Below are 20230 nucleotides of genomic sequence, written 5' to 3'. Positions count from 1 at the left end.
ATGCGCTCGCAGACTTACTCAATAGTCACAGCCAGCTCCCTGATTAAAAGAGATGGGGAGCCAATGTAGCCAGTGGCCATGAAGCCCAACGAAAATTCCAGGTCTGAACCGATGGCTTCAATATTATTTAACAGCTCATAGAAGTTTCCGGCAATCGTCATTTGGTTAACGGCGTTTTGCACTTTTCCGTCGCTGACATAATAGCCGTTAGCCGCAATGGAAAAATCCCCTGATACGGTATTGGCACCAGAATGGAGGCCGGATAATTCGGTTATGATGATGCCCTCTGAGATCGAAGATACCAGCTCATCATAGCTTTGATTGGATGGATTGACGTAAAGATTCGTTGGAGCCACCGTCAAAGCTCCCTTATAAGAAGCTTTATAGGCATTGCCCGTCGATTCCACACCATCTTTTTGTGCTGTTTTGCGGTTATGCATCAAGGTAATAAGCCTGCCGTCTTTCACAATATCTTTTCTGGCAGTGGCAACCCCTTCACTGTCAAAATTAGAACTTAGCAGACCTTCTTCTAAAAATGGATCATCTACGATATTCAATGACGCCACAGCAATGCATTCACCCGTTTTCCCCTTTAAAGCTGATTGCCCTTTTTGGGTGTTTTCGGCTGAGAAAATCGGGATGTATGTCTGAAGCAGGGCGCTGGCAGCATCATTTCTCAAGAGCACAGGGTAGTTTTTGCTTTCAGCACTTCTGGCATCCAGCTGTGATAACGCTTCTTCTGCTGCATGCCTGGCTATTTCCTCCGGATTCAAGATCGAAAAGTCTCTCGTAAACTTGGAATATTCGCCATTTTTCACCTGATCTCCCTGCTTTACGATGACTGATACATAAATGCCGGCATGATTGCTCTTTTCGCTGAGGCTCAACCCTTTGCTGTTGAGAAGAACTCTTTCTGTTTCACCGCTGCGCACCATGAAATAATCTGTCCCGGTTACCCGCTCATCATAGGCATAGATGTGCTTTTCTATTTCCTTAAGCAAATTTATTTTTTCAGCAATCGTAACTTCCGCAAGACTGCTTGAATAGTAGCTTCCAGACTCATACTTATCGCTGCCGGCAAAGATTTCTTCCTGTACTTCATCCTCAATAAACTGAGAGTTTTCCTTCGCATTCTCGATCAGAAAAGACAGGGATTCCTCATCCAGTTTCTCCGTAAAAGCATAGCCCATCCTGCCTTCGTAAAGGCCTCGGAAGGAGGTTCCGAACACTTCGGAAGTGTCGTAGGAATCAATTTCACCTTTGAAAAGCTCGCAGGCGAACTTTTCCTCTCTCTCATAATAAAGCTCCATATCTGTAAAACCATGCTGCCCGCCAAGCTGAAATAGCTTTTCCTTAAATTCCTGCAGGTTCATATTATTCGCCTCCCTTTGTTCCGCCAACAGTCATTTCGCTTACGCGGATCATCGGCTGGCCAACATTGACAGGAATGCTTCCGCTCTGTGAACCGCACATGCCAGCACCATGGTCCAGGTTATTTCCCACCATATCAACCAGCTGGAGCGTTTTCGGGCCATTCCCTATTAAAGTAGCACCTTTTAACGGTTTGCCGATTTTTCCGTCTTTTACGAGATACGCCTCCATGACGGCGAAGTTGTAATCGCCCGTTGTGGTATTGACCTGGCCGCCGCCCATGTATTTGGTATATATTCCGTACTCAGTATTTGAGACGATTTCTTCCGGAGTGGACTTGCCGTTTGCAATGTACGTATTGGTCATTCTCGAAGTCGGCGCAAAACGGTAGGACTGCCGTCTTCCCGATCCTGTCGATTCCATGCCCATCCTGCGTCCGCCGAATTTATCAATCAAGTAACCTTTTAAAATTCCATTTTCAATCAGGACATTTTTACGCGCCTTTTCGCCTTCATCATCGATCGTAATCGATCCCCACTCATTGGCAAGCGTGCCGTCATCAATGTATGTAACCACATCCGAGGCCACTTTTTCGCCGATCCGGTTTGCAAAAACAGAGTTTTCCTTCGCTACAGATGTAGCTTCAAGGCCATGTCCGCATGCTTCGTGGAAAATAACCCCGCCGAATTCATTATCGATGATCACAGGGAACTTCCCGCTTGGACAAGGGTCTGCCCCAAGCATCGTAACGGCGATGCGAGATGCTTCATTGGCGTAATGCTCCAAGTTCAGGTTTTCCATAAATTCAAAGCCTCTATGGGCTCCAGGTCCATAGAATCCAGGCTGCATTTGGTTTCCTTCTGCCGCAATCGACTGAATGGCAAGGCGGCTTCGCACCCGTCGGTCTTCAACAAACTTACCCTCCGAATTGGCAATCAGCACATTCTGTTCTTCATCCAAATACCTGACCGTAACCTGCTGGATGCTGCTGTGATAGTTTTTCGCAATTTCATATGCCTTTTTCATGACATCTACTTTGCGGAGCTTCTCCACTTCACGCGGATTCAGAGATATAGGATGCCCTGCCGGAATAATTTCCTTTTGCAGCTGTGCGGGCTGAATGATTTTTTCTCCTCTGATCGCCTGGGCAGCATTGCCCGCAGCTTTCAGTAAACCTTCCTTTGATCCATCCGTTGTGTAAGCATACACACTCTGCAGCCCCTTAAACACACGAATGCCGATCCCGTAATCCCGGCCTGATAAGCTGCTCTCGATTTTCCCGCCCTGAAGCGCAAGGCTATTGGTGAAACGATCCTCAACAAATACTTCGGCAAAATCCCCGCCAGTGGCCAGAGCTGCCGTAATAACATCATGAATGACTGATTGTGAAAGCATAGTGACCCTCCTTCTATCTAACTTTTCAAACTATTCTAATCATACCGTACTGATCTTTATTTTAGTATGATTTTTTCCTTTTTTGACCAATAAAGAGGATGATTATGCCTCGGTCTGGAGACGTAAATGGGTGGGTTGCTTTTTGTGGGGTGGGCCTATTTGCAGGTTTGGTTGATCTATTTGCAAATTTGCTCATCTATTTGCAGGTTCCGGGTTTCTATTTGCATTTACGTATCTATTTGCATTTACCTATCTATTTGCAAGATTGGCTAGTCTATTTGCAGGTTTCCTCATCTATTTGCAGGTTCCGGGTTTCTATTTGCATTTACTTATCTATTTGCAAGTTGGGCTGGTCTATTTGCAAATTTGCTCATCTATTTGCAGATTCCGGGTTTCTATTTGCAGGTTTGGCTGGTCTATTTGCAGGCTTGTTCATCTATTTGTAATTCCGGCTGGTCTATTTGCAAATTTGCTCATCTATTTGCAGGTTCCGGGTCTCTGTTTGCATTTTACCTATCTATTTGCTAGTTTGGCTGGTCTATTTGCAGGTTTACTCATCTATTTGCATTTACCTATCTATTTGGCTAGTCTATTTGCAAATTTGCTTATCTATTTGCAGGTTCCGGGTTTCTATTTGCATTTTACCTATCTATTTGCAAGTTGGGCTGGTCTATTTGCAGGTTTACTCATCTATTTGTAATTTCGGTTGGTCTATTTGCAAATTTGCTCATCTATTTGCAGGTTCCGGGTTTCTATTTGCATTTACGTATCTATTTGCATTTACCTATCTATTTGCAAGATTGGCTAGTCTATTTGCAGGTTTCCTCATCTATTTGCAGGTTCCGGGTTTCTATTTGCATTTACTTATCTATTTGCAAGTTGGGCTGGTCTATTTGCAAATTTGCTCATCTATTTGCAGATTCCGGGTTTCTATTTGCAGGTTTGGCTGGTCTATTTGCAGGCTTGTTCATCTATTTGCAATTTAGGTTGCAAGTCCCCTCATCTATCTGCAGATTAAAAAAACAGTACCCCTCCACACAAAAAAAGCGCCACACCTATGGCACTTTTTCACAACACCCCCGAAAACAGCCGGGCGAAGGATTCCTTCGATCTTTCCGCCAATCCCCGTTTATAATATTGGACGGGACTTAATTTCACACTTTCCTCCAGATCCTCTTCATAATGGGCGACAAGATCGCGGATGGAGCTTGTGCCGTATAAAAAGACATTTACTTCAAAGTTCAAGTGGAAGCTGCGCATATCCATGTTCGCCGTTCCTATGGAAGCGAGGATTCCGTCCACGATAATAATCTTCTGATGGAGAAAGCCTTTTTTATAAGAATAAATTTCGACGCCATATCGCAGAAGCTCCGCAAAGTAGGACCGGCTTGCGTATTGCGTCAGGAAACTGTCATTGATCTCCGGAACAAGGATGCGCACTTCCACTCCTTTAGCCGCCGCCACCCTCAATGCGGTGCGAATCGATTCATCAGGGACAAAATAGGGTGTGGCAATCCAAATGGATCTGGTCGCACAGGATATCATTGAATAATATAGATCACTCATAATTCCCTGCTGTGTGTCGGGACCGCTGGCCACCACCTGCACCGCACCATCAAGCACATCATCATCAATCGGATACTTTACATCCCGGTATTCCTCCAGCACATCTTCCTTGCTGACATATTCCCAATCCAGGAGAAAAACCGTATGCAATGTATACACTGCCTCCCCCTTAAGGAGCATATGCGTATCACGCCAGAATCCAATCTTTTCATTTTCTCCCAGATATTCAACTCCCACATTCAGTCCGCCCACAAAGCCGACTTTTCCATCTATAACAACAATTTTGCGATGGTTTCTGAAGTTGAATTTCTGATTAAAAAAACCGTACTTCAGCGGAGAAAATGGCTTTACCTTAATCCCTGCATCCTCCATGGACTGCAAATCCTCCAGTGTAATCCCCATGCTGCCTGCCGCATCAAAAATAAACAGCACTTCCACTCCCTGCCTGGCTTTGTCGATCAGGATATTGATGATTTCCTTGCCAAGCCTGTCAGACCGGAAAATATAATATTCCATATGGATAAACTCTTCTGCTTCACGCAGCTTTTTCTTGATTTCATTGAATGTCTCTTCCCCATTTTTAAGTATTTTCGCCCTTGAATTGGTGCTCAGAGGGGTCAACGCCACATTATTGGCGAATTTAGCAAAGCAGTGCTGGCTGTCCTGCAGAAATGATATATCAGGCGTGTCTTCCCTTTTCATCAGCCTTTTCCATTCATCCCTGTCCCGGCTTCTTTTGCTTTTAAATAAATAGCCTTTCAAATAAAGCTGCCCGGAGAACAAATAAAACAAATAACCGGCAACCGGAAAAAATACCAGCACATACATCCAAAGCAATGTCTGATTAGGGCTGCGATTTTCGAGCATCAAGGAAATAGCGCTGATAACTATAACAGCTGCATAAAGAAGGGCAGCACCGATTTTGATTGGCTGACCGGCATCCGTGAATAATATCGTATAAACAGATGCAATCAGGATAAATACAAATAAAGATTCCACTCTTCTTTTTTTCATAGGGGCCACTTCTCCTAAAAAAGGTTACAATATGTATGTTTTCCTTATACCCTTTTTGATGCGCTTTAGAAACCAGGCAACATTATCTTTTCCCATTTTCCGGATAAGAAAGCATGATCCGGAAAAAAAGAAGAGCCTTGCTGATATCGCAAAACTCCATAGCTATTGTCCCCCTCCGGTATAATGATTATCACCCATCGTATAATTCGAGCTCTCCCCCGGTTTTTCACTTGGGCTGATCCCTTTTTGCATTGTATTGTTTATCTTCTTCCTTCTCCGGTCAATGCAATAGGCGAAAACCAGAGTCGCAATAATTAAACCAAACAGCACTCCCATTCTGCTTCCCCCTTTATATATGTATATTCCATATGCGGAAACCATTGCTTACAATTCGGCCTAAAAAAAGAGAGCTATTCTTCATAGCTCCCTCTCAAAATTACTTCCTCATATTCTCCTGGTCCTTTAATCGGTTTTGCTGATCCGGCTTACGCTCCTGATCTTTTAATGACTGTTCTTGCTGCTGCCGGGAATCCTGCCCTTTTACAATCTCTTTTAAGTCCTTGTTGTTATCCTGTGCCATACTGATCCCTCCTGTACTTTTTTATCCTGTTCCCTTATCAAAGCAAAGAAAAACAATTTTTGCTAAAGGATTTTGTAATGGTAAAGAGAATTTAAGGGGTAAGAAAAAATAAAGGAGTGACCCTGATGGAAATCAGACTGCTGCGCCAGGATGATGGTGAAATGTACAAAGAGATTAGGTTAGAAGGATTAAAAAAGAACCCGGAAGCTTTTGGTTCAAGCTATGAAGAGGAAGCCAGCCGGCCTCCTGAAGTGTATGGAGAAAGATTTATGGCAGAAAACTCTTTTCACTACGGCGCATTTGAAAACGGAAAGCTTATAGGTGTTGTCAGTTTAGTAAGAGATACAGGGTTAAAAATGAAGCACCGCTCGAATATATATGCAATGTACGTGACAGAGCCCGCCCGAAAGAATGGTGTCGGCAAGAGCCTTGTCAGCAAGGCTGTAGAAAAGGCACGATCCTGGGACGGGGTTGAACAAATCCACTTGGCCGTCATGTCTGAAAATACTCCTGCTAAAAAGCTCTATGCTTATTTCGGCTTTGAGGTTTACGGCAAGGAGAGGCATGCATTGAAGATAGATGGCAATTACTATGATGAAGACCTGATGGCATTGTATTTTTAAAGGCAGCATCCTCTATGATGGCTGCCTTTTTATCATTGATAGTTATTCACTATTTCCTGTAATTTGAGGGCAAGGCCCATTTTCCCATCCACCTTAAGACTGCCTGTCATAAATGCTATGGTTGTGTTTAAATCGCCTTTTAATAGCTTAGAAAAGTTTTTTTCTGACAATTTCAGCGTTACTTCTGATTGGTGTGGAGCACCCTCTTCCACTATGACTTTTCCATCCTTTAAGAAAATTTGAATAGGACCGCTTTCCTCCAGGTCCACTTGAAATACCCGATTTTTTTCATCTTTGATATGTATGGGATCAGCGTTTATTTTATCCGCCAGCTGATATAATTCATTTTTAACCGTCATGGCATATTCCCCCTTCTATTATCCAAAATACCTTTTTGCCTGACCCGTTCTATTTCAACAAATATAGATGAATCCCTGCTAAAAAAATGAATTTGTATTCATTTTTTTACCAAAAGAATAGCACCTTATCAGCAAGGTGCTATTCTCATAAACTCTATTTTCTTTTCCCTTTCAAATCAACGCCAATGGCAGCTCCATTACGGCTGGAGTCTGCTACACCTTTGAAAATACCTTTATCACGGTCAATCAAAATACTTTGTACGTTTCCAATTGTGGTCGCACTTGGACCAAAATTATGCCCCATTCCGTTTAGCCTGTTAATAACTTCTGACGGAATGCCTTCTTCAAAGCGGTAGGAATTCAGGTTATTGGTATAAATCCGCGGTTCCTCAACTGCTGCTTTTAGCTCCATGTCATATTCAATGGCATAAAGGATTGTCTGCAGTACTGATGTAATAATCGTTGGGCCGCCTGGTGAACCAACTGTCAGAATAGGCTCTCCATCTTCAAAGACAATCGTCGGTGTCATCGAGCTTAAAGGCCGCTTGTTCGGCTGGACTTCATTTGCCCCGCCTGGCACGGCATCAAAATCTGTTAGCTCATTATTCAGCATCAGCCCGTAGCCTGGAACCATGATTCCTGTTCCGAATACCTGTTCAATGGTTGTCGTATAAGATACAACATTTCCCCATCTGTCCGTTACGGAGAAATGGGTAGTCTCACCATATTGGCGGTCATTCGGCTGTTCAGCCGCTTCATAATTGGCTTCACTGTTCTCATATTTCCAAGGATCTCCCGCTTCAGGATTTTTGTTGACTTTATCCAGGCTGATCAGTTCCTGGCGCTCCTTAATATAATCCGGGTGAAGGAGCCCATTGACCGGGACATTTACAAACTCCGGATCCCCTGCATATACTGCGCGGTCTGCATAAGCAAGATGCATGGTTTCAGCAAGCAGGTGATATTTTTCCCAGGATTTCAAATCATATTGGGATAGATTGAAATCATCCAGAATTTTCAGCATCTGCAGCAAAAATACTCCTCCAGAGCTTGGAGGCGGCATGCTGGCAATTTCATACCCCTGGTAATCCCCCCAAATAGGCTCGTCAATGGTTACTTCATACTTTGCCAGATCTTCCGGTGTCATTGATCCTCCGTATTCCTGCACCACACCTGCAAGAGCGTCTGCTATTTTCCCGTTATAAAACGCGTCAGTTCCGCCAGAACGAATCATTTTAAGCGTTTTGGCAAGATCTTTCTGGACTAGACGGTCCCCTTCTTCAAGAGGTTCCCCCTTAGGCAAAAACACTTTGCCGGCAGCCGTTCTGTCAAGCTTGTCCTGATTATCGGCAATCGCATCGGCTAATACAGAATCAATCGGAAAGCCTTTATCTGCCAGCTTAATCGAAGGACCGATCAGCTGCTGCATAGAACGGGTTCCCCATTTTTCAAGAGCTGTTTCCAATCCTTTCAATGTTCCGGGCACACCCACAGCCGTACCGCCTGTTGAACGCTCAGCAAATGGAATCGGCTTCCCGTTTTCATCCAGAAACATATCCGGCGAGGCTCCGGCCGGGGCACGTTCGCGGCTGTTAATGATGGTGGTTTCTTTCGTTTTGCCATCATAGACCATCATGAAGCCCCCGCCGCCAATTCCGGACATCATCGGTTCCACTACATTGAGGGCAAACTGGACCGCGACAGCCGCATCGATGGCATTACCGCCCTTTTTCAAAACATCTGCCCCAATTTTTGAGGCAAGCGGATGAGCTGAAGCCACCATTCCGTCCCTGCCTACATCAACCTGGCTATATCCGCCATAGCCATCATCATGCTTCGGCTTTTTCGCCTGCCCGGTCAACGGCATGGTTCCGGCAACCAGTAAGATACTTAAAAGCATGAGAATACTAGCTTTCAAAACTCTTCTCATAATCTTCCTCCTTCAGTTAGGTTCTACACGTCTAACTTAAGAGGAAGGAAAAGGATAATCAAGAAATAAGAGTTAATATTCTGAAATTTAAGTCTATTTTACTAGATGATGGTGTGTAAAAAGGTTCAATTATCCTTGCAGGATAGGAAGATATAAGGAGTCAGTTTTTTACAATTGAAAGTTTCTTTAACTCGGCAGCCCCCAGCTCCACGGATGCTTCCACGTAGCCGATGATCTGTTGGAATGTAAACACTTCAAGGGGCTTTTCAGCATCGCTTTTATCATATTCAAAGTCTTTTAAAACATAAGGTATGAAAGCACTGACTTGATCGGCAGAAACCTCATCTAAATTTGGAACATTTACATTTTTCATCTCAAATCTAACTTGGCCGTAATGTTCAGACAGCTTTGCATTACATAGGCGAAAATCATTATGATAGCGGGTAAAGACTTCCTCATCTTTTTCCATTCTGTTTTTCAGCCAGGGAAGATAGAAGCCTGTCAGCCAGACATGGTCTGCAATTAAGTGGGTGTAATAGCCGAGGATGTAAGGTGAATGACTTTTGCTCCTGTATTTATCAAGGAAACTCTTATAATCTATTCTTCGCGTGTAATCATCCGTATTCCCTTTGTAAAAATGGGAAGTATCTTTGGGAGAAACAGCGTCAGGCGCTATTCCTCCAAGTAAAAATGCTGCTTTGTTCTCTATTTTCATTCTGGAAGCAATTTCATTGTTGATTATGCTATGCATCACTCTGGATCCCATTCTTCTCCCCCTTATTTACCAGGGCAGACCTGTACCGTATGTCTTTGCCCTGGCTTCACTGTCCTTTCTCCGCTTTTTGCGAATTTCCGCACGTTCTTTTGCTGATTCATATAAGCTCTTTTCTTCATCTGTCTCAGGCACAACCGCCGGCACCGGAGTCGGCTTTCCATTCTCGTCAACCGCAACCATTGTCAAAAAGGACATCGCACACACATTTCGATCGCCTGTCAGCAGGTCTTCTGCAATTACTTTTACGAAAATCTCCATCGAAGTCCGGCCTGTATAGGTCACAAACGCCTCCAGGCAGACTGAATTGCCTTCATAAACCGGATGAAGAAAATCAACAGAGTCTGTAGATGCGGTTACGACATTTCTTCTTCCATGCCTCATCGCCGCGATGGCTGCCACATCATCAATATAAGCCATTAGCTTGCCGCCGAATAATGTTCCATATGTATTCGTGTCCGGCGGAAGCACGATGCTTGTTTTTACTGTAAAAGATTCTCTGCAAGTTTTTGTTTCATTCATGTTGTTCCCTCCTGTTTTAATAAAGCATATCAAATGCTGATGGCTAATAAAAATAATTTGGATAGATATTAAAAAAGTATTGCCAAAAATATCCTCTTTATCATATAATCTTATTGACCAGTGTTCAATAATGAAAGGTGATTCCATGAGTCCAAGAAAATCAGCCCAAGATGAACTAACAAAAGAAGCAATTATTTCTGTAGCACGTGATCTGTTTGTTCAGGAAGGATATGCCGCAGCATCCATGAGAAAAATTGCGGACACCCTTCAGTGCAGCCATGGTGCCATCTATTATCATTTCAAAAATAAGGCCCAATTATTTTACGAAATGGTTGAAGCCGATTTTCAAAAGCTCGACCAGGTCCTCGACAGTGTGCTGAGAAAATCTGCAGATACCAGTGAACAGAAGCTTTTCAATATTTTTTACGGTTATATCCAATTTGGCTTGACCCATCAAAAGCATTATGAGCTGATGTTTTTAATTCGGGATGATGATGTGAAAAGCTATCTGAATGAAGGGCCAAATAAAAGCTACCTGCATTTTGCGCAAGCGATTAATTCACTCGCTCCTGAAGCTCTTTCCATAAAGGATATTTGGTCTGTATTTTTAAGCTTGCATGGTTTTGTCACGCATTATTGCAGATCGGAAACGACATTTGAAGAAGTGAAGGAACTCGCCTCTTCACATGCCCAATTTTTGATAAAAGCCATTTATTAAAGAAATGACATCCATTTCTTTAATTTTTCCCTTTAATTGAACAGTGGTTAATAAAATAAAAAGGATGATGAAAAATGATAAAAACAGCTGCAGTTTTAGGAGCAACAGGCGGAATGGGCTATGCTTTAACAGAGGCATTATGCCGCAGAAATATAAAAACTATTGCCTTTGCCAGATCCGAAGAAAACCTGCTTAACTTCAAAAAAGACTGGGGACCAAATGCGGTTATCCATTCAGGCGATGCACTGAATCCTGAGGATATTGAAAAGGCAGTGACAGAAGCGGATGCAGTTTTTCATGCCATCAATATTCCTTACCCTGACTGGGATCCCGCACTCTCAATTATATTAGATAATATCCTGCACGCATGCCGCAAACATCATAAGCCTTTTATTTATGCTGATAATATATATTCCTATGGCCTTCAATCCAGCCCTGCTGCCGAAGTTTCTCCCAAGAATCCGCACACAAAAAAAGGCAAGCTGCGCCAAACCTTAATTGAGATGATAAAAAACTCAGGCGTGCCATACATCATTGCCCACTTCCCTGACTTTTACGGTCCACATACAGGAAACACACTCTTACACTATACTCTCAGCCAGATTATTGAAAAAAATAAAGGCGTGTTTGTCGGCAAAACCGATATTCCAAGAGAATTCATTTTTATTAAAGATGGAGCAGAAGCTTTAGCCGAGCTTTCATTAAATGAAAACTCATACGGTGAAGTCTGGAATATCCCTGGTGCAGGGACCATAACCGGAGAAGAAATAGCCAGTATTGTTTCTAACCATCTTAAGAGAGGCGTTACCTTCAGACCTGTCCATAAATGGATGATTCGTGCCATCGGTATTTTCGATCCCATGATGAGGGAATATACTGAATTGATGTATTTGAACCAGACACCTGTTACTTTGGACGGCAGTAAATATGAAGCGAGAATCGGCACTCTCCCTAAAACACCATATGAGACTGGAATCAAAAGGACACTGGAGCATTTATTAAACAAAAGGAATGCCGCACTCTGACGGCATTCCTTTATTTGAAGAATGAATTTTTCTTTTTCCCCCTGAGGATATCACCCATCCAGCCTTTTTTCACGAGCATGATATAAAGGGCTGCGGTGGATGCAATGATAATAAGAATGGAGAACAAATAGCCATACCTCCACTCGAGTTCTGGCATAATCTTAAAGTTCATGCCCCAGAGAGCTCCCCACGTTGCAATCGGAGTCATAAGAGTGGTAATGACAGTGAGCGTCTTCACGATTTCGTTTCCCCGGTGCATGGATACCATTTCTTCAAAATTCACAAGGTCATCAATTTCCTGCTGAAACTCACGAACCAGCGTATACCCTCTTTCAATTCGCTTGCAGGTTCGTTTAAATTCAGTTCCTTCTGTAACATCTTCACCAAAGGTTTCTTCCACACCCAGCCTGATTTCCTTAACAGGAATCATAATATTTTTCCATACAAGAATCTGGTGTCGGAGCTCATATATTTCTTCCAGGCGATTAATATTATTTTTATCTTTTATTTTCCATAACAGATCATTTAAACGTACTTCAAACTTATCAATCTTCTTGATATTATCACTTAGAATCTCGCCTAAAATCACAAAAAAGCCGTCAATGGCATTGTTCGTATAATCCATTTTTTTCAAAAGCAGTGATTCATCAGACTGAATGATAGTCGAATCAAAGTCGACAGTGAGGAGAAAATCTCTAGTCAGAAAATAGTGAAACAAACTATTTTCATGCTGCTCCTTCGTTGTCTGCTGGTAAATGAGAGAGCCGCTGATAAATTCCTTATTGCGGACGGAAGTATCTATTTCCATTACATTTGTTTTGTTCTCAGAAGTATTTTTGGCCCATACCTGCAGCGCCTCTTTATAGTCGCCAGCGTCATTAAAGTCAATTTCATTTAAATGATCGTAACGGTGCCATGTCCAATTATCTTCACTATATTCTTTTTCCATCCCCATCTTCCTCCTATAATTCTACCCTTTCTATACTAAGTACATAATTCCCCTGTCAGGACCTGAATAAAACCATTCACAATGAGTAAATATTTCTTGTGCTGGAAACAATCTTATTAAGACTAAATGTTTGCACTTCATTATGCCGGGTAAATATACATCAAGAAATACAAATCCAATTATTGAGGAGGAGCATAATCATGAATTCTCGTCCGTTAAATCCATATCTGTTAGCCGGTGTTGGCATTACAAGTATTTTATTATTAGCAAGCAAAAACAATCGAAATAAAGTTCAGTCACTTGCAGTTAAAATGAAAGGCATGCTGCCTGACCGTTTTTTAAACGATACAGTGCCAACAGAAAAACTGGGTCATCCGGACCCTCATAATATTGAAGATAATAAAATGGTTGATGAAGGTGCCATGTATTCAGTAAATTACTATAATGAAACTGTTCAGCAATGACCTAAGGACTGGCTCCTTAGGTTTTTTATTTAAATCTGAATTTTCGGAGGAAGAAAGATGGGTGTTCTGTTCATCCTGATTTATTTGGGAATCGTATTAGCAGTTATTGAAATTCATACTCTTATTTTCACCTATACAGGACTTGATAAGCATATTGCAAGATTTCAGGTGATCAGCATGCTTACAGGCACTGGTTTTACAACCGGAGAATCGGAACTCATCATTGATCATCCGATCCGCAGAAGGTTCGGAGCTTTTTTAATTTTATTTGGCGCCTTTTCATTGGCAGTTATCATTTCGGCAATCAGCAGCATTCTGTCAGATGAATTTTTCACTGCCAAGATCTCGATCGTGGCAGCAGTCCTGCTCGTGGTTATTATTACCTTAAAGATGCCAAAAGTGCGGCATTATCTTTCGGAGAAGCTGGAGCATGAGCTCGAAGAACATTACGATTTTCGTGATCTCCCCATCAGAGAAGCTCTTCTCACGGAGGATAATGATCATGTATTGGACTATTTCATTGACGAAAAATGTGAATTTAATGGTAAAGAGCTGGGGGATATTATCGGCGAGGATGAGGATATTAATGTGCTATTTATCCAGAGAGGCGATGTAAAAATCAGAAAAGATCGGCTTGTTACGGAACTGCAGGAAGGCGACCATATTATTTTATATGGAGAAGAACAAACAATTGAAGATAAGTTTGGTCCTAATGAGGATAACGAAGAATAAAGCACCTCCATAGTGGAGATGCTTTTTTTGCGGCTTCAGTTAAACTGCTTAACTGGCGATAGATAGAGTGTCAGGCCAATCTTTTTGCATACTGTTACATAATGCATCATCGCCAGGAGAACAGCTCCCATATTCATGCCCATTATAATTCCGTCCATCTGCAGGCTGTGCATCGAGCCAAGCACAAACATGGCTGAGAATGAAACAACGGTTGACCAGACGGAATGATAGAAAGCATCCTTCATCAGCCCCAGGCCGATTAAATAGGCCTGCATCGGGATTATGAAAAAGTGGAGTAGAAAGAATGGCCACAGCAGCTGTAAATACACGGCTGCATCTGTCGAGTGAAAAAACATCTCCGTCAGCGGCTGTGCAAAGAAATAGAAAAAAACAACCGATGGGATCCCGTATAAAAAGGTGACAAAGAACACCTGCTGAAGTAGTCTCCGAAGCTCCCCCAGATTATGATCAGCATACTCTTTGGAGACTGTCGGAATCAGCATAATTAAAAAAGAATGGGCAATAAAGGATGGAAAAAAACCAATGGTCATGGCAACACCGGCGAGCATTCCAAAGTGTGCTGTTGCAATTTCGCCCGGAACCCCTGCTTTTAAGAGCGCCGCCTTAATCAAAAACGGCTGAACAGCATGTGTCAGGGCATGGAAGACCCTTAAAGCCGTTGTCGGAACAGACACAGAGATTAGGTTCTGCCTCACACTTTTTCCGCTGACATATTCAGATGGTTCTTTCTTAATCCGCTGATACTGAATAATAAACATATTCAGCAAGTATAGAAAAACAACAATCTCACTTCCTACAAACGTACAAAAAGCAATAAAGACCGCTGTATTGACATCAAATTGAAAGGCCTGATAAAGCACCACGAGCAGCAGGAGCTGAACGGATTTGCGCAGAAAATTGGATGCTGCAATTTTTCCCATTTGTTGCTTGCCCATGAAGAATCCTCTGGCAATCGAGGAAAAGGACACGATGGGGATAAAGCCGATCACAACCCATCTCAAGAGCGGGTGGTACTCATCAAAGACACTGATAAACGGAATTATAATCGCGGCAGCCGGCACCAAAACGGCTGTAAAGATAATGGTCAGCTTGATGACATGATGAAGCATGCTTAGATGATACCTTTTATCTTTTTCGGCAATGAATTTAGAAATAGAGATCGGAAGCTCAAAACTGGCCAGCAGCACTATTAAAAAAATAGTCGGCAAAATCGACATGTACATGCCGAGTCCCCTCTCCCCCAGTTCCCGGGCGAGCACCATATTCACCACAAACTCTATACATTCACTTGCAAAAGCCGCCAGTGCAAGCAGTATAACTCCTTTAAAGAATTTACTCATTGCGCCTCTCCTTATATAATGCAGATTCTATATAAGATATGAGACATGCTCCGATAATATATTGCCCTTTTGGAACTTTTAAAAAAATTAATATAACGAAAAAAGGAGAGCTGGCAATATGCCGCCCCCCTCTCAGTTAAAATACAAAAACATGTGCAATCAGTACAATAACAGGTAAAGTAATAATCGTTCTTTGGATAAAAATAACGAATAAATCCATAAAGCTCAGCGGAATGTTTGAACGCAGGATCAGAATCCCGATTTCAGACATGTATACTAATTGTGTTAATGACAAGCCTGCCACAACGAATCTTGTCAGCTCGCTCTCAATTCCGCTTCCAATAACAGCTGGAAGGAACATATCAGCAAAGCCGACAAGCATAGTCTGTGCTGCTGCTCCTGCTTCCGGCAATTGCATAAACTCCAAAACCGGAATGAGCGGGTAAGAAATAAACTTAAATGCAGGCGTGTATTCCGCAATGATCAAGGCTGCTGCTCCCAGGCTCATCACAAGCGGTATCAGGCCCATCCAAATATCCAAAACAGTTTCAATGCCATTGGTTAACAGCTTTTTGGGACCCGGAGCATTCCTTGCTTTATCAATTGCCTGCTCCCATCCCCATTTCACTTTCGAAACCCCTTCCGGAATGGTTTCATCTATCTGCTGTCCTACTGGCTCATAATAGGTATCCGGCTTCCGGGATAATGGCGGTATTCTTGGCATAATCAATGCTGCCACGACACAGGCGGCAGAAACGGTTAAGTAAAAAGGGATGAATAAATGGCCAAGGCCAACCACATTCGCTACGACAAGGCTGAAAGCCACAGATGCAATTGAGAAGGTTGTGGCAATCACCGCTGCTTCTCTTTTTGTGTAAAAACCTTCATCATATTGCTTCGTGGTAACCAATACACCGACTGTTCCGGCACCCATCCAGGACGCAAGGCAATCGATGGAGGACCGACCGGGCAGTGTGAAAAGTGGCCTCATAAATTTCTGGACAAGCGCCCCTATGAACTCCATTAAACCAAACTCTACTAAAAGCGGCAGAAGGATGCCTGCGAACAGGAACCATGTAAGCAGAACGGGAGCCAGGTCGTAAAGAACCACTCCGCCTGTATTCCGCGACCAGATAAATTCAGGCCCGATTTCAAAGAAAGTCATGATTCCCACTGCGAATCCGAGGACTCTCATGGTCAACCCAAATTTCCCGGTATCAAATAAACCCTTTAAAAACTTATTATCCAGTATAAATGCCGGCTTAGCTGTTTTAGCCAGGATGGAAAGAAAAACAGATAATCCTAAAATAAAAATGATAATGGCAGGCATCTGCTCACTGAACGCTTTGCCTAAAAGAGAGGCTAAAATACCAACACCAATCGTTACGTCACCTTGAAATTTAACAGGAACCAGGAATAGGAGCGACCCAATTAAAGATGGAATTATAAATTTCCAATATTCTCCTGTGACGGCTTGCGGCTTAACCCTTGTCTCAGCTTTCATGCTCTTACCTCCTTATGATTTGGAAACAACTGCTTCATGTTCCATAAGTGCTTCTTCCAATACTCTCAGACCCTGATCAATTTGCTCCTTTGTTACAACAAGCGGCGGAATCATCCGAATCACTTCCCCTGAATTTCCGCATAGATAAAAGAGGACTCCCTTATCAAGAGAAGAATTCAGGATATCCATTACCGCGTTTCCATCCGGTTTTCCGGTTTGCGGGTCGATAATTTCAATGCCGATCATCAGCCCCAGACCTCGGACACTGCCAATTGCAGGATGCTCGGCTTTCAAAGCCTGTAATTTCTTTAATGCATACTCTCCCATTTGCTTAGCATTTTCCAAAAGATTCTCTGTTTTTAGGACTTCCAGAGATGCCAATGCTGCAGAGCAGGCAATCGGATTTCCGCCGAAGGTTGTGCCGTGGGCACCCAGCGGCCATTTTTCCATCAGGTCCTTTGAAGCTGCTGTTGCGCTTAACGGCAGTCCTGCCGCGATTCCTTTTGCAATTGCCATGATATCCGGCACCACATCAAAAGCCTGAGCGGCAAACCATTCCCCAGTACGCCCAAAGCCGGTTTGCACTTCATCAAATATCAGCAGGATTCCATGCCGGTCACAGATTTCCCTGATCTTCTGCAGCCATGTCTTCGGAGGAATGATATAGCCGCCTTCCCCAAGAACCGGTTCAATGATCATGCAGGCAACCTCTTCCGGGTCTACCTGATGCTTGAAGAGTGTTTCAGCATCCTTTTCCAGTTTTCTTGGGAAGTACTCCTCAGGATCTTCACCAAATGGACAGTCCCGCTCATCCGCATATGGAAGCTGATAGGTCAGCCAGGACGGCTGCTGAAACTTGCGGTATTTGCTCTTGGATGTGGATACACTCAGCGCTCCCATCGACCTTCCATGGAAACAGCCTGTGAAGGAAACAACATAGGGCCTCCGCGTGACATACTTTGCAAGCTTAATAGCTCCTTCGATTGCCTCAGTCCCGCTGTTCGCAAAGAAAAAGCAATCCAGATTTCCCGGCGTAATTTTCCCAAGCTCATCTGCGAGCCGCAAAATCGATTCATAGATGATTACGCCTGACGGGCCGTGCACCAGATGGTCTGCACTGTCTTTAATGGCCTGTACAACCTTCGGGTGGCGATGTCCGACATTTTCCACTGCGATGCCTGATGTAAAATCCAAATATTCTTTTCCGTCGACACCATAGTAATAGCAGCCTTCCGCTTTGACTACCGGCAAATTCGGATGATCCTTTGCCATGCTTGGCGCCAATAGGTTTGAAATGTTTCCGACAAGATGACTCCAATTTTCTCCGTTCATACTTTTCCCTCCTGAATCCTGCATAGATGTTATGGTTATGTTTTCTCTGCTATTCTTTAATGCAATATTCATGCCAAAGTATGTATTAACAATCATATTTTTTTAATTTTCTTACTACTGAAGGCTGACTGATCCCCAGGGCACCCGCTATTTCAGTAGTGGTCCGGTAACGTTTCCTCGCATTGATTAATACTTTTTTCTCTACATCTTCCAATATAGCGGGAAGAGTATGTCCCTCATAATCTATAAAACCCTCTTTTTTTCCTTGCATATGGTATTCATAAGGCAGGTCGTCTTTCGTGATCATCAGGCTGGTGCTTGTCACGATAAGCCGCTCCATCAGGTTTTCAAGCTCTCTTACATTTCCCTTCCACTCAAGCTGCAGCAGGTGATCGACCAGAGATTTGTCCAGGTGCCTTTCCCGATTATGCCGCTTGGAGATAGAGTGGAGAAAATAATGAATGAGGGCAAATAAATCCTCTTTCCTCTCCCTGAGCGGCGGTATCTTTAAGGGCACCACATTCAGCCGGAAGAATAAGTCCTGTCTGAAGTCCCTGGATTCCACTGCTTTTTCAAGATCCTTATTCGTAGCTGCCAGAAGCCGAAAGTCTGCATGAACAGGCTTTGTTCCTCCTACTCTATAAAACTGCTTGTCTTGTATGAATTTCAGCAGCTTTGCCTGCAGATGGGCTGAGAGTTCGCCAATTTCATCAAGAAATAGTGTGCCTCCTTTTGCCATTTCAGCAAATCCCATTTTGCCTTTATTCTTTGCACCTGTAAAAGCACCGCCTTCATACCCGAAAAACTCAGCTTCAAAGATGGATTCCGGAATCGCACTGCAGTTTACTTCAATGAACGGCCCGGCTTTTCGCGTACTGTTTTGATGAATCCACTTGGCGAGAGCCGATTTTCCGACTCCTGACTCACCCAGGAGCAGGACTGTGACATCTACATCGCGGATTCTTCTGATGGTTTCGGCAATATTTCTCATCGCTGTACTGTCAGCTACCATGCCATCCATTTTGATGCTCTTATTGCGCAGGAGATCCAGTTCACTCTTCACCCGGGCCATCTCTTCTTCAACACTATTCAGATATTCTTTTATAACAAGAAGTTCTGAAACATCATAAGAATAGCTGACAATATGATCGATATTCCCAGTTTCATTGAATACAGGAATACCAGTAACCAGGATCTTTTTGCCTGAGCCGGCTTTTTGCACCAGAATGACTTTTTTCTTTTTCTTTAATACTTCAGGAGTAATCGCAGGCTTAAACACTCCTCTTCTTTCCAGTTCATATACAGATTCACCAAGCAGCGTATCCGGTTCGATGCCATAATGCACACCGCTTCCTTTACTGACCTTTATAATTATGCCGTCTGCATTGGTGACCATAATGTCTTCTTCCATTGAAGAAATGACTTCTCTGTCATTATTCCAGTCCATGAAAAAGCTGTTCATCTAGTTCCTCCCGCAGATTATTCATTATTGAATAATCATATTTCTAAAGAATGTTGTGTTTTAGGAGATTTGCCCTTAGATTATTCAAATTTAAATAATTATTCAGATTTGTATAAGACTATACATCATTTTAGTGAAAATGAAAAGATAATAAGGGGATAAATTAATAAAAATTCGTATTTTAGTATAAATATTATTATTTTCTCATATGAATTGTTGTTTAACCTATTACTATTGTCCGTTGATTTCCGCTCTTCACGCTTTCCGCGGGGCGGGCGGTGAGCCTCCTCGACACTGCGCGTCTGCGGGGTCTCTCACCTGTCCCGCTACTCCCGCTGGACATTGATAAGCTTCCTTGAGTAAACACAGCACGAAGAAAATGCGAATGCATTTTCGAGGATCTCGCAACTTCCGCTTCAATCAACTCAGTAAATCAGATACAAAAAGCAACAAACCTTGCGAAAATAGCCAAAAATAAAATAAAAACTTTTAAAGATTATAGCTGCATTAAAAGTGGAATATATACTCTTATTAGGGGAAGGAGAGGTATT

General features: G+C 42.9%; 19 protein-coding genes. 5 read left to right on the top strand and 14 right to left on the bottom strand.

Going from position 1 to position 20230, the window contains the following annotated elements; genetic code table 11:
* Positions 1–14: 14 nt before the first annotated feature.
* The 5 genes from NAF01_RS05080 to NAF01_RS05060 form a co-directional block, all read right to left on the bottom strand.
* The gene (locus NAF01_RS05080; RefSeq protein WP_197247362.1) at positions 15–1373 is read right to left on the bottom strand and encodes a TldD/PmbA family protein; all 1359 of its coding nucleotides are present in this window, start codon (positions 1371–1373) and stop codon (positions 15–17) included.
* 1 nt (position 1374) lies between these two features.
* Positions 1375–2766: a TldD/PmbA family protein gene (locus tag NAF01_RS05075; protein ID WP_250801921.1), complete on the bottom strand. Its 1392-nt coding sequence runs from the start codon at positions 2764–2766 to the stop codon at positions 1375–1377.
* 1068 nt (positions 2767–3834) lie between these two features.
* The gene (gene cls / locus NAF01_RS05070; RefSeq protein ID WP_250801920.1) at positions 3835–5346 is read right to left on the bottom strand and encodes a cardiolipin synthase; all 1512 of its coding nucleotides are present in this window, start codon (positions 5344–5346) and stop codon (positions 3835–3837) included.
* Positions 5347–5508: 162 nt separating this feature from the next.
* Positions 5509–5682, bottom strand: coding sequence for a hypothetical protein (locus NAF01_RS05065; RefSeq protein ID WP_197214370.1), 174 nt, complete (start codon positions 5680–5682; stop codon positions 5509–5511).
* 100 nt (positions 5683–5782) lie between these two features.
* Complete coding sequence (locus NAF01_RS05060; protein WP_197214369.1) at positions 5783–5926, bottom strand: hypothetical protein; 144 nt, start codon at positions 5924–5926, stop codon at positions 5783–5785.
* A 125-nt stretch (positions 5927–6051) separates the two neighbouring features.
* On the opposite strand from NAF01_RS05060, the gene NAF01_RS05055 reads away from it, so the two are divergent.
* On the top strand, positions 6052–6549 hold the full coding sequence (locus NAF01_RS05055; protein WP_250801919.1) for a GNAT family N-acetyltransferase: 498 nt from the start codon (positions 6052–6054) through the stop codon (positions 6547–6549).
* Positions 6550–6581: 32 nt separating this feature from the next.
* Here NAF01_RS05055 and NAF01_RS05050 read toward each other — a convergent pair whose 3' ends face one another.
* From NAF01_RS05050 to NAF01_RS05035, 4 genes are all read right to left on the bottom strand, one after another.
* Positions 6582–6908: an SCP2 sterol-binding domain-containing protein gene (locus NAF01_RS05050; RefSeq protein WP_197247357.1), complete on the bottom strand. Its 327-nt coding sequence runs from the start codon at positions 6906–6908 to the stop codon at positions 6582–6584.
* A 154-nt stretch (positions 6909–7062) separates the two neighbouring features.
* Positions 7063–8838 (bottom strand): gamma-glutamyltransferase, encoded by a 1776-nt coding sequence (gene ggt, locus NAF01_RS05045; RefSeq protein WP_250801918.1) that lies wholly within the window; start codon positions 8836–8838, stop codon positions 7063–7065.
* Between the two features lie 160 nt (positions 8839–8998).
* Positions 8999–9604 carry a zinc dependent phospholipase C family protein gene (locus NAF01_RS05040; protein ID WP_250801917.1) on the bottom strand — a complete coding sequence of 202 codons (606 nt, stop codon included), beginning with the start codon at positions 9602–9604 and terminating at the stop codon, positions 8999–9001.
* 15 nt (positions 9605–9619) lie between these two features.
* A complete protein-coding gene (locus NAF01_RS05035; RefSeq protein ID WP_009334951.1) occupies positions 9620–10132 on the bottom strand; it encodes an acyl-CoA thioesterase in 513 nt (170 codons plus the stop codon).
* 145 nt (positions 10133–10277) lie between these two features.
* Here NAF01_RS05035 and NAF01_RS05030 point away from each other — a divergent pair, with 145 nt between their 5' ends.
* Both NAF01_RS05030 and NAF01_RS05025 read left to right on the top strand, forming a co-directional pair.
* Entirely contained in the window at positions 10278–10850 is a 573-nt protein-coding gene (locus tag NAF01_RS05030) for a TetR/AcrR family transcriptional regulator (RefSeq protein ID WP_163140120.1), read from the top strand.
* A 74-nt stretch (positions 10851–10924) separates the two neighbouring features.
* Positions 10925–11875, top strand: a complete 951-nt coding sequence (locus NAF01_RS05025) for an SDR family NAD(P)-dependent oxidoreductase (protein ID WP_197214366.1) — start codon at positions 10925–10927, stop codon at positions 11873–11875.
* A gap of 10 nt (positions 11876–11885) precedes the next feature.
* Here NAF01_RS05025 and NAF01_RS05020 read toward each other — a convergent pair whose 3' ends face one another.
* Complete coding sequence (locus NAF01_RS05020) at positions 11886–12824, bottom strand: magnesium transporter CorA family protein (protein WP_250801916.1); 939 nt, start codon at positions 12822–12824, stop codon at positions 11886–11888.
* Between the two features lie 200 nt (positions 12825–13024).
* On the opposite strand from NAF01_RS05020, the gene NAF01_RS05015 reads away from it, so the two are divergent.
* Positions 13025–13288: a hypothetical protein gene (locus tag NAF01_RS05015; protein ID WP_009334955.1), complete on the top strand. Its 264-nt coding sequence runs from the start codon at positions 13025–13027 to the stop codon at positions 13286–13288.
* A 57-nt stretch (positions 13289–13345) separates the two neighbouring features.
* Positions 13346–14020: a TrkA C-terminal domain-containing protein gene (locus tag NAF01_RS05010; RefSeq protein WP_197214364.1), complete on the top strand. Its 675-nt coding sequence runs from the start codon at positions 13346–13348 to the stop codon at positions 14018–14020.
* A 35-nt stretch (positions 14021–14055) separates the two neighbouring features.
* Here NAF01_RS05010 and NAF01_RS05005 read toward each other — a convergent pair whose 3' ends face one another.
* From NAF01_RS05005 to NAF01_RS04990, 4 genes are all read right to left on the bottom strand, one after another.
* On the bottom strand, positions 14056–15381 hold the full coding sequence (locus NAF01_RS05005) for a polysaccharide biosynthesis protein (RefSeq protein WP_197247345.1): 1326 nt from the start codon (positions 15379–15381) through the stop codon (positions 14056–14058).
* Positions 15382–15517: 136 nt separating this feature from the next.
* Positions 15518–16885, bottom strand: a complete 1368-nt coding sequence (locus NAF01_RS05000) for a YjiH family protein (RefSeq protein WP_197204923.1) — start codon at positions 16883–16885, stop codon at positions 15518–15520.
* 12 nt (positions 16886–16897) lie between these two features.
* Positions 16898–18217 (bottom strand): aspartate aminotransferase family protein, encoded by a 1320-nt coding sequence (locus NAF01_RS04995; RefSeq protein ID WP_197247343.1) that lies wholly within the window; start codon positions 18215–18217, stop codon positions 16898–16900.
* Positions 18218–18302: 85 nt separating this feature from the next.
* A complete protein-coding gene (locus NAF01_RS04990; RefSeq protein WP_197247341.1) occupies positions 18303–19679 on the bottom strand; it encodes a sigma-54 interaction domain-containing protein in 1377 nt (458 codons plus the stop codon).
* Positions 19680–20230: the final 551 nt, after the last annotated feature.

This window comes from Cytobacillus firmus (assembly GCF_023657595.1).
In the GTDB taxonomy this organism is placed as follows: domain Bacteria; phylum Bacillota; class Bacilli; order Bacillales; family Cytobacillaceae; genus Cytobacillus; species Cytobacillus firmus_B.
The sequence above is the reverse complement of the archived record's forward strand: the minus strand, read 5'-3'. Positions and strand labels throughout refer to the sequence as shown.

What these genes read in the sequence shown, in the direction of transcription:
- NAF01_RS05025 (WP_197214366.1), top strand. Translation starts at nt 10,925, where the DNA reads ATGATAAAAACAGCTGCAGTTTTAGGAGCAACAGGCGGAATGGGCTAT.
- NAF01_RS05055 (WP_250801919.1), top strand. Translation starts at nt 6,052, where the DNA reads ATGGAAATCAGACTGCTGCGCCAGGATGATGGTGAAATGTACAAAGAG.
- NAF01_RS04995 (WP_197247343.1), bottom strand. Translation starts at nt 18,217, where the DNA reads ATGAACGGAGAAAATTGGAGTCATCTTGTCGGAAACATTTCAAACCTA.
- NAF01_RS05005 (WP_197247345.1), bottom strand. Translation starts at nt 15,381, where the DNA reads ATGAGTAAATTCTTTAAAGGAGTTATACTGCTTGCACTGGCGGCTTTT.
- NAF01_RS05015 (WP_009334955.1), top strand. Translation starts at nt 13,025, where the DNA reads ATGAATTCTCGTCCGTTAAATCCATATCTGTTAGCCGGTGTTGGCATT.
- ggt (WP_250801918.1), bottom strand. Translation starts at nt 8,838, where the DNA reads ATGAGAAGAGTTTTGAAAGCTAGTATTCTCATGCTTTTAAGTATCTTA.
- NAF01_RS05050 (WP_197247357.1), bottom strand. Translation starts at nt 6,908, where the DNA reads ATGACGGTTAAAAATGAATTATATCAGCTGGCGGATAAAATAAACGCT.
- NAF01_RS05060 (WP_197214369.1), bottom strand. Translation starts at nt 5,926, where the DNA reads ATGGCACAGGATAACAACAAGGACTTAAAAGAGATTGTAAAAGGGCAG.
- NAF01_RS05000 (WP_197204923.1), bottom strand. Translation starts at nt 16,885, where the DNA reads ATGAAAGCTGAGACAAGGGTTAAGCCGCAAGCCGTCACAGGAGAATAT.
- NAF01_RS05035 (WP_009334951.1), bottom strand. Translation starts at nt 10,132, where the DNA reads ATGAATGAAACAAAAACTTGCAGAGAATCTTTTACAGTAAAAACAAGC.
- NAF01_RS05065 (WP_197214370.1), bottom strand. Translation starts at nt 5,682, where the DNA reads ATGGGAGTGCTGTTTGGTTTAATTATTGCGACTCTGGTTTTCGCCTAT.
- NAF01_RS04990 (WP_197247341.1), bottom strand. Translation starts at nt 19,679, where the DNA reads ATGAACAGCTTTTTCATGGACTGGAATAATGACAGAGAAGTCATTTCT.
- NAF01_RS05040 (WP_250801917.1), bottom strand. Translation starts at nt 9,604, where the DNA reads ATGGGATCCAGAGTGATGCATAGCATAATCAACAATGAAATTGCTTCC.
- NAF01_RS05080 (WP_197247362.1), bottom strand. Translation starts at nt 1,373, where the DNA reads ATGAACCTGCAGGAATTTAAGGAAAAGCTATTTCAGCTTGGCGGGCAG.
- NAF01_RS05010 (WP_197214364.1), top strand. Translation starts at nt 13,346, where the DNA reads ATGGGTGTTCTGTTCATCCTGATTTATTTGGGAATCGTATTAGCAGTT.
- NAF01_RS05020 (WP_250801916.1), bottom strand. Translation starts at nt 12,824, where the DNA reads ATGGAAAAAGAATATAGTGAAGATAATTGGACATGGCACCGTTACGAT.
- NAF01_RS05075 (WP_250801921.1), bottom strand. Translation starts at nt 2,766, where the DNA reads ATGCTTTCACAATCAGTCATTCATGATGTTATTACGGCAGCTCTGGCC.
- NAF01_RS05030 (WP_163140120.1), top strand. Translation starts at nt 10,278, where the DNA reads ATGAGTCCAAGAAAATCAGCCCAAGATGAACTAACAAAAGAAGCAATT.
- cls (WP_250801920.1), bottom strand. Translation starts at nt 5,346, where the DNA reads ATGAAAAAAAGAAGAGTGGAATCTTTATTTGTATTTATCCTGATTGCA.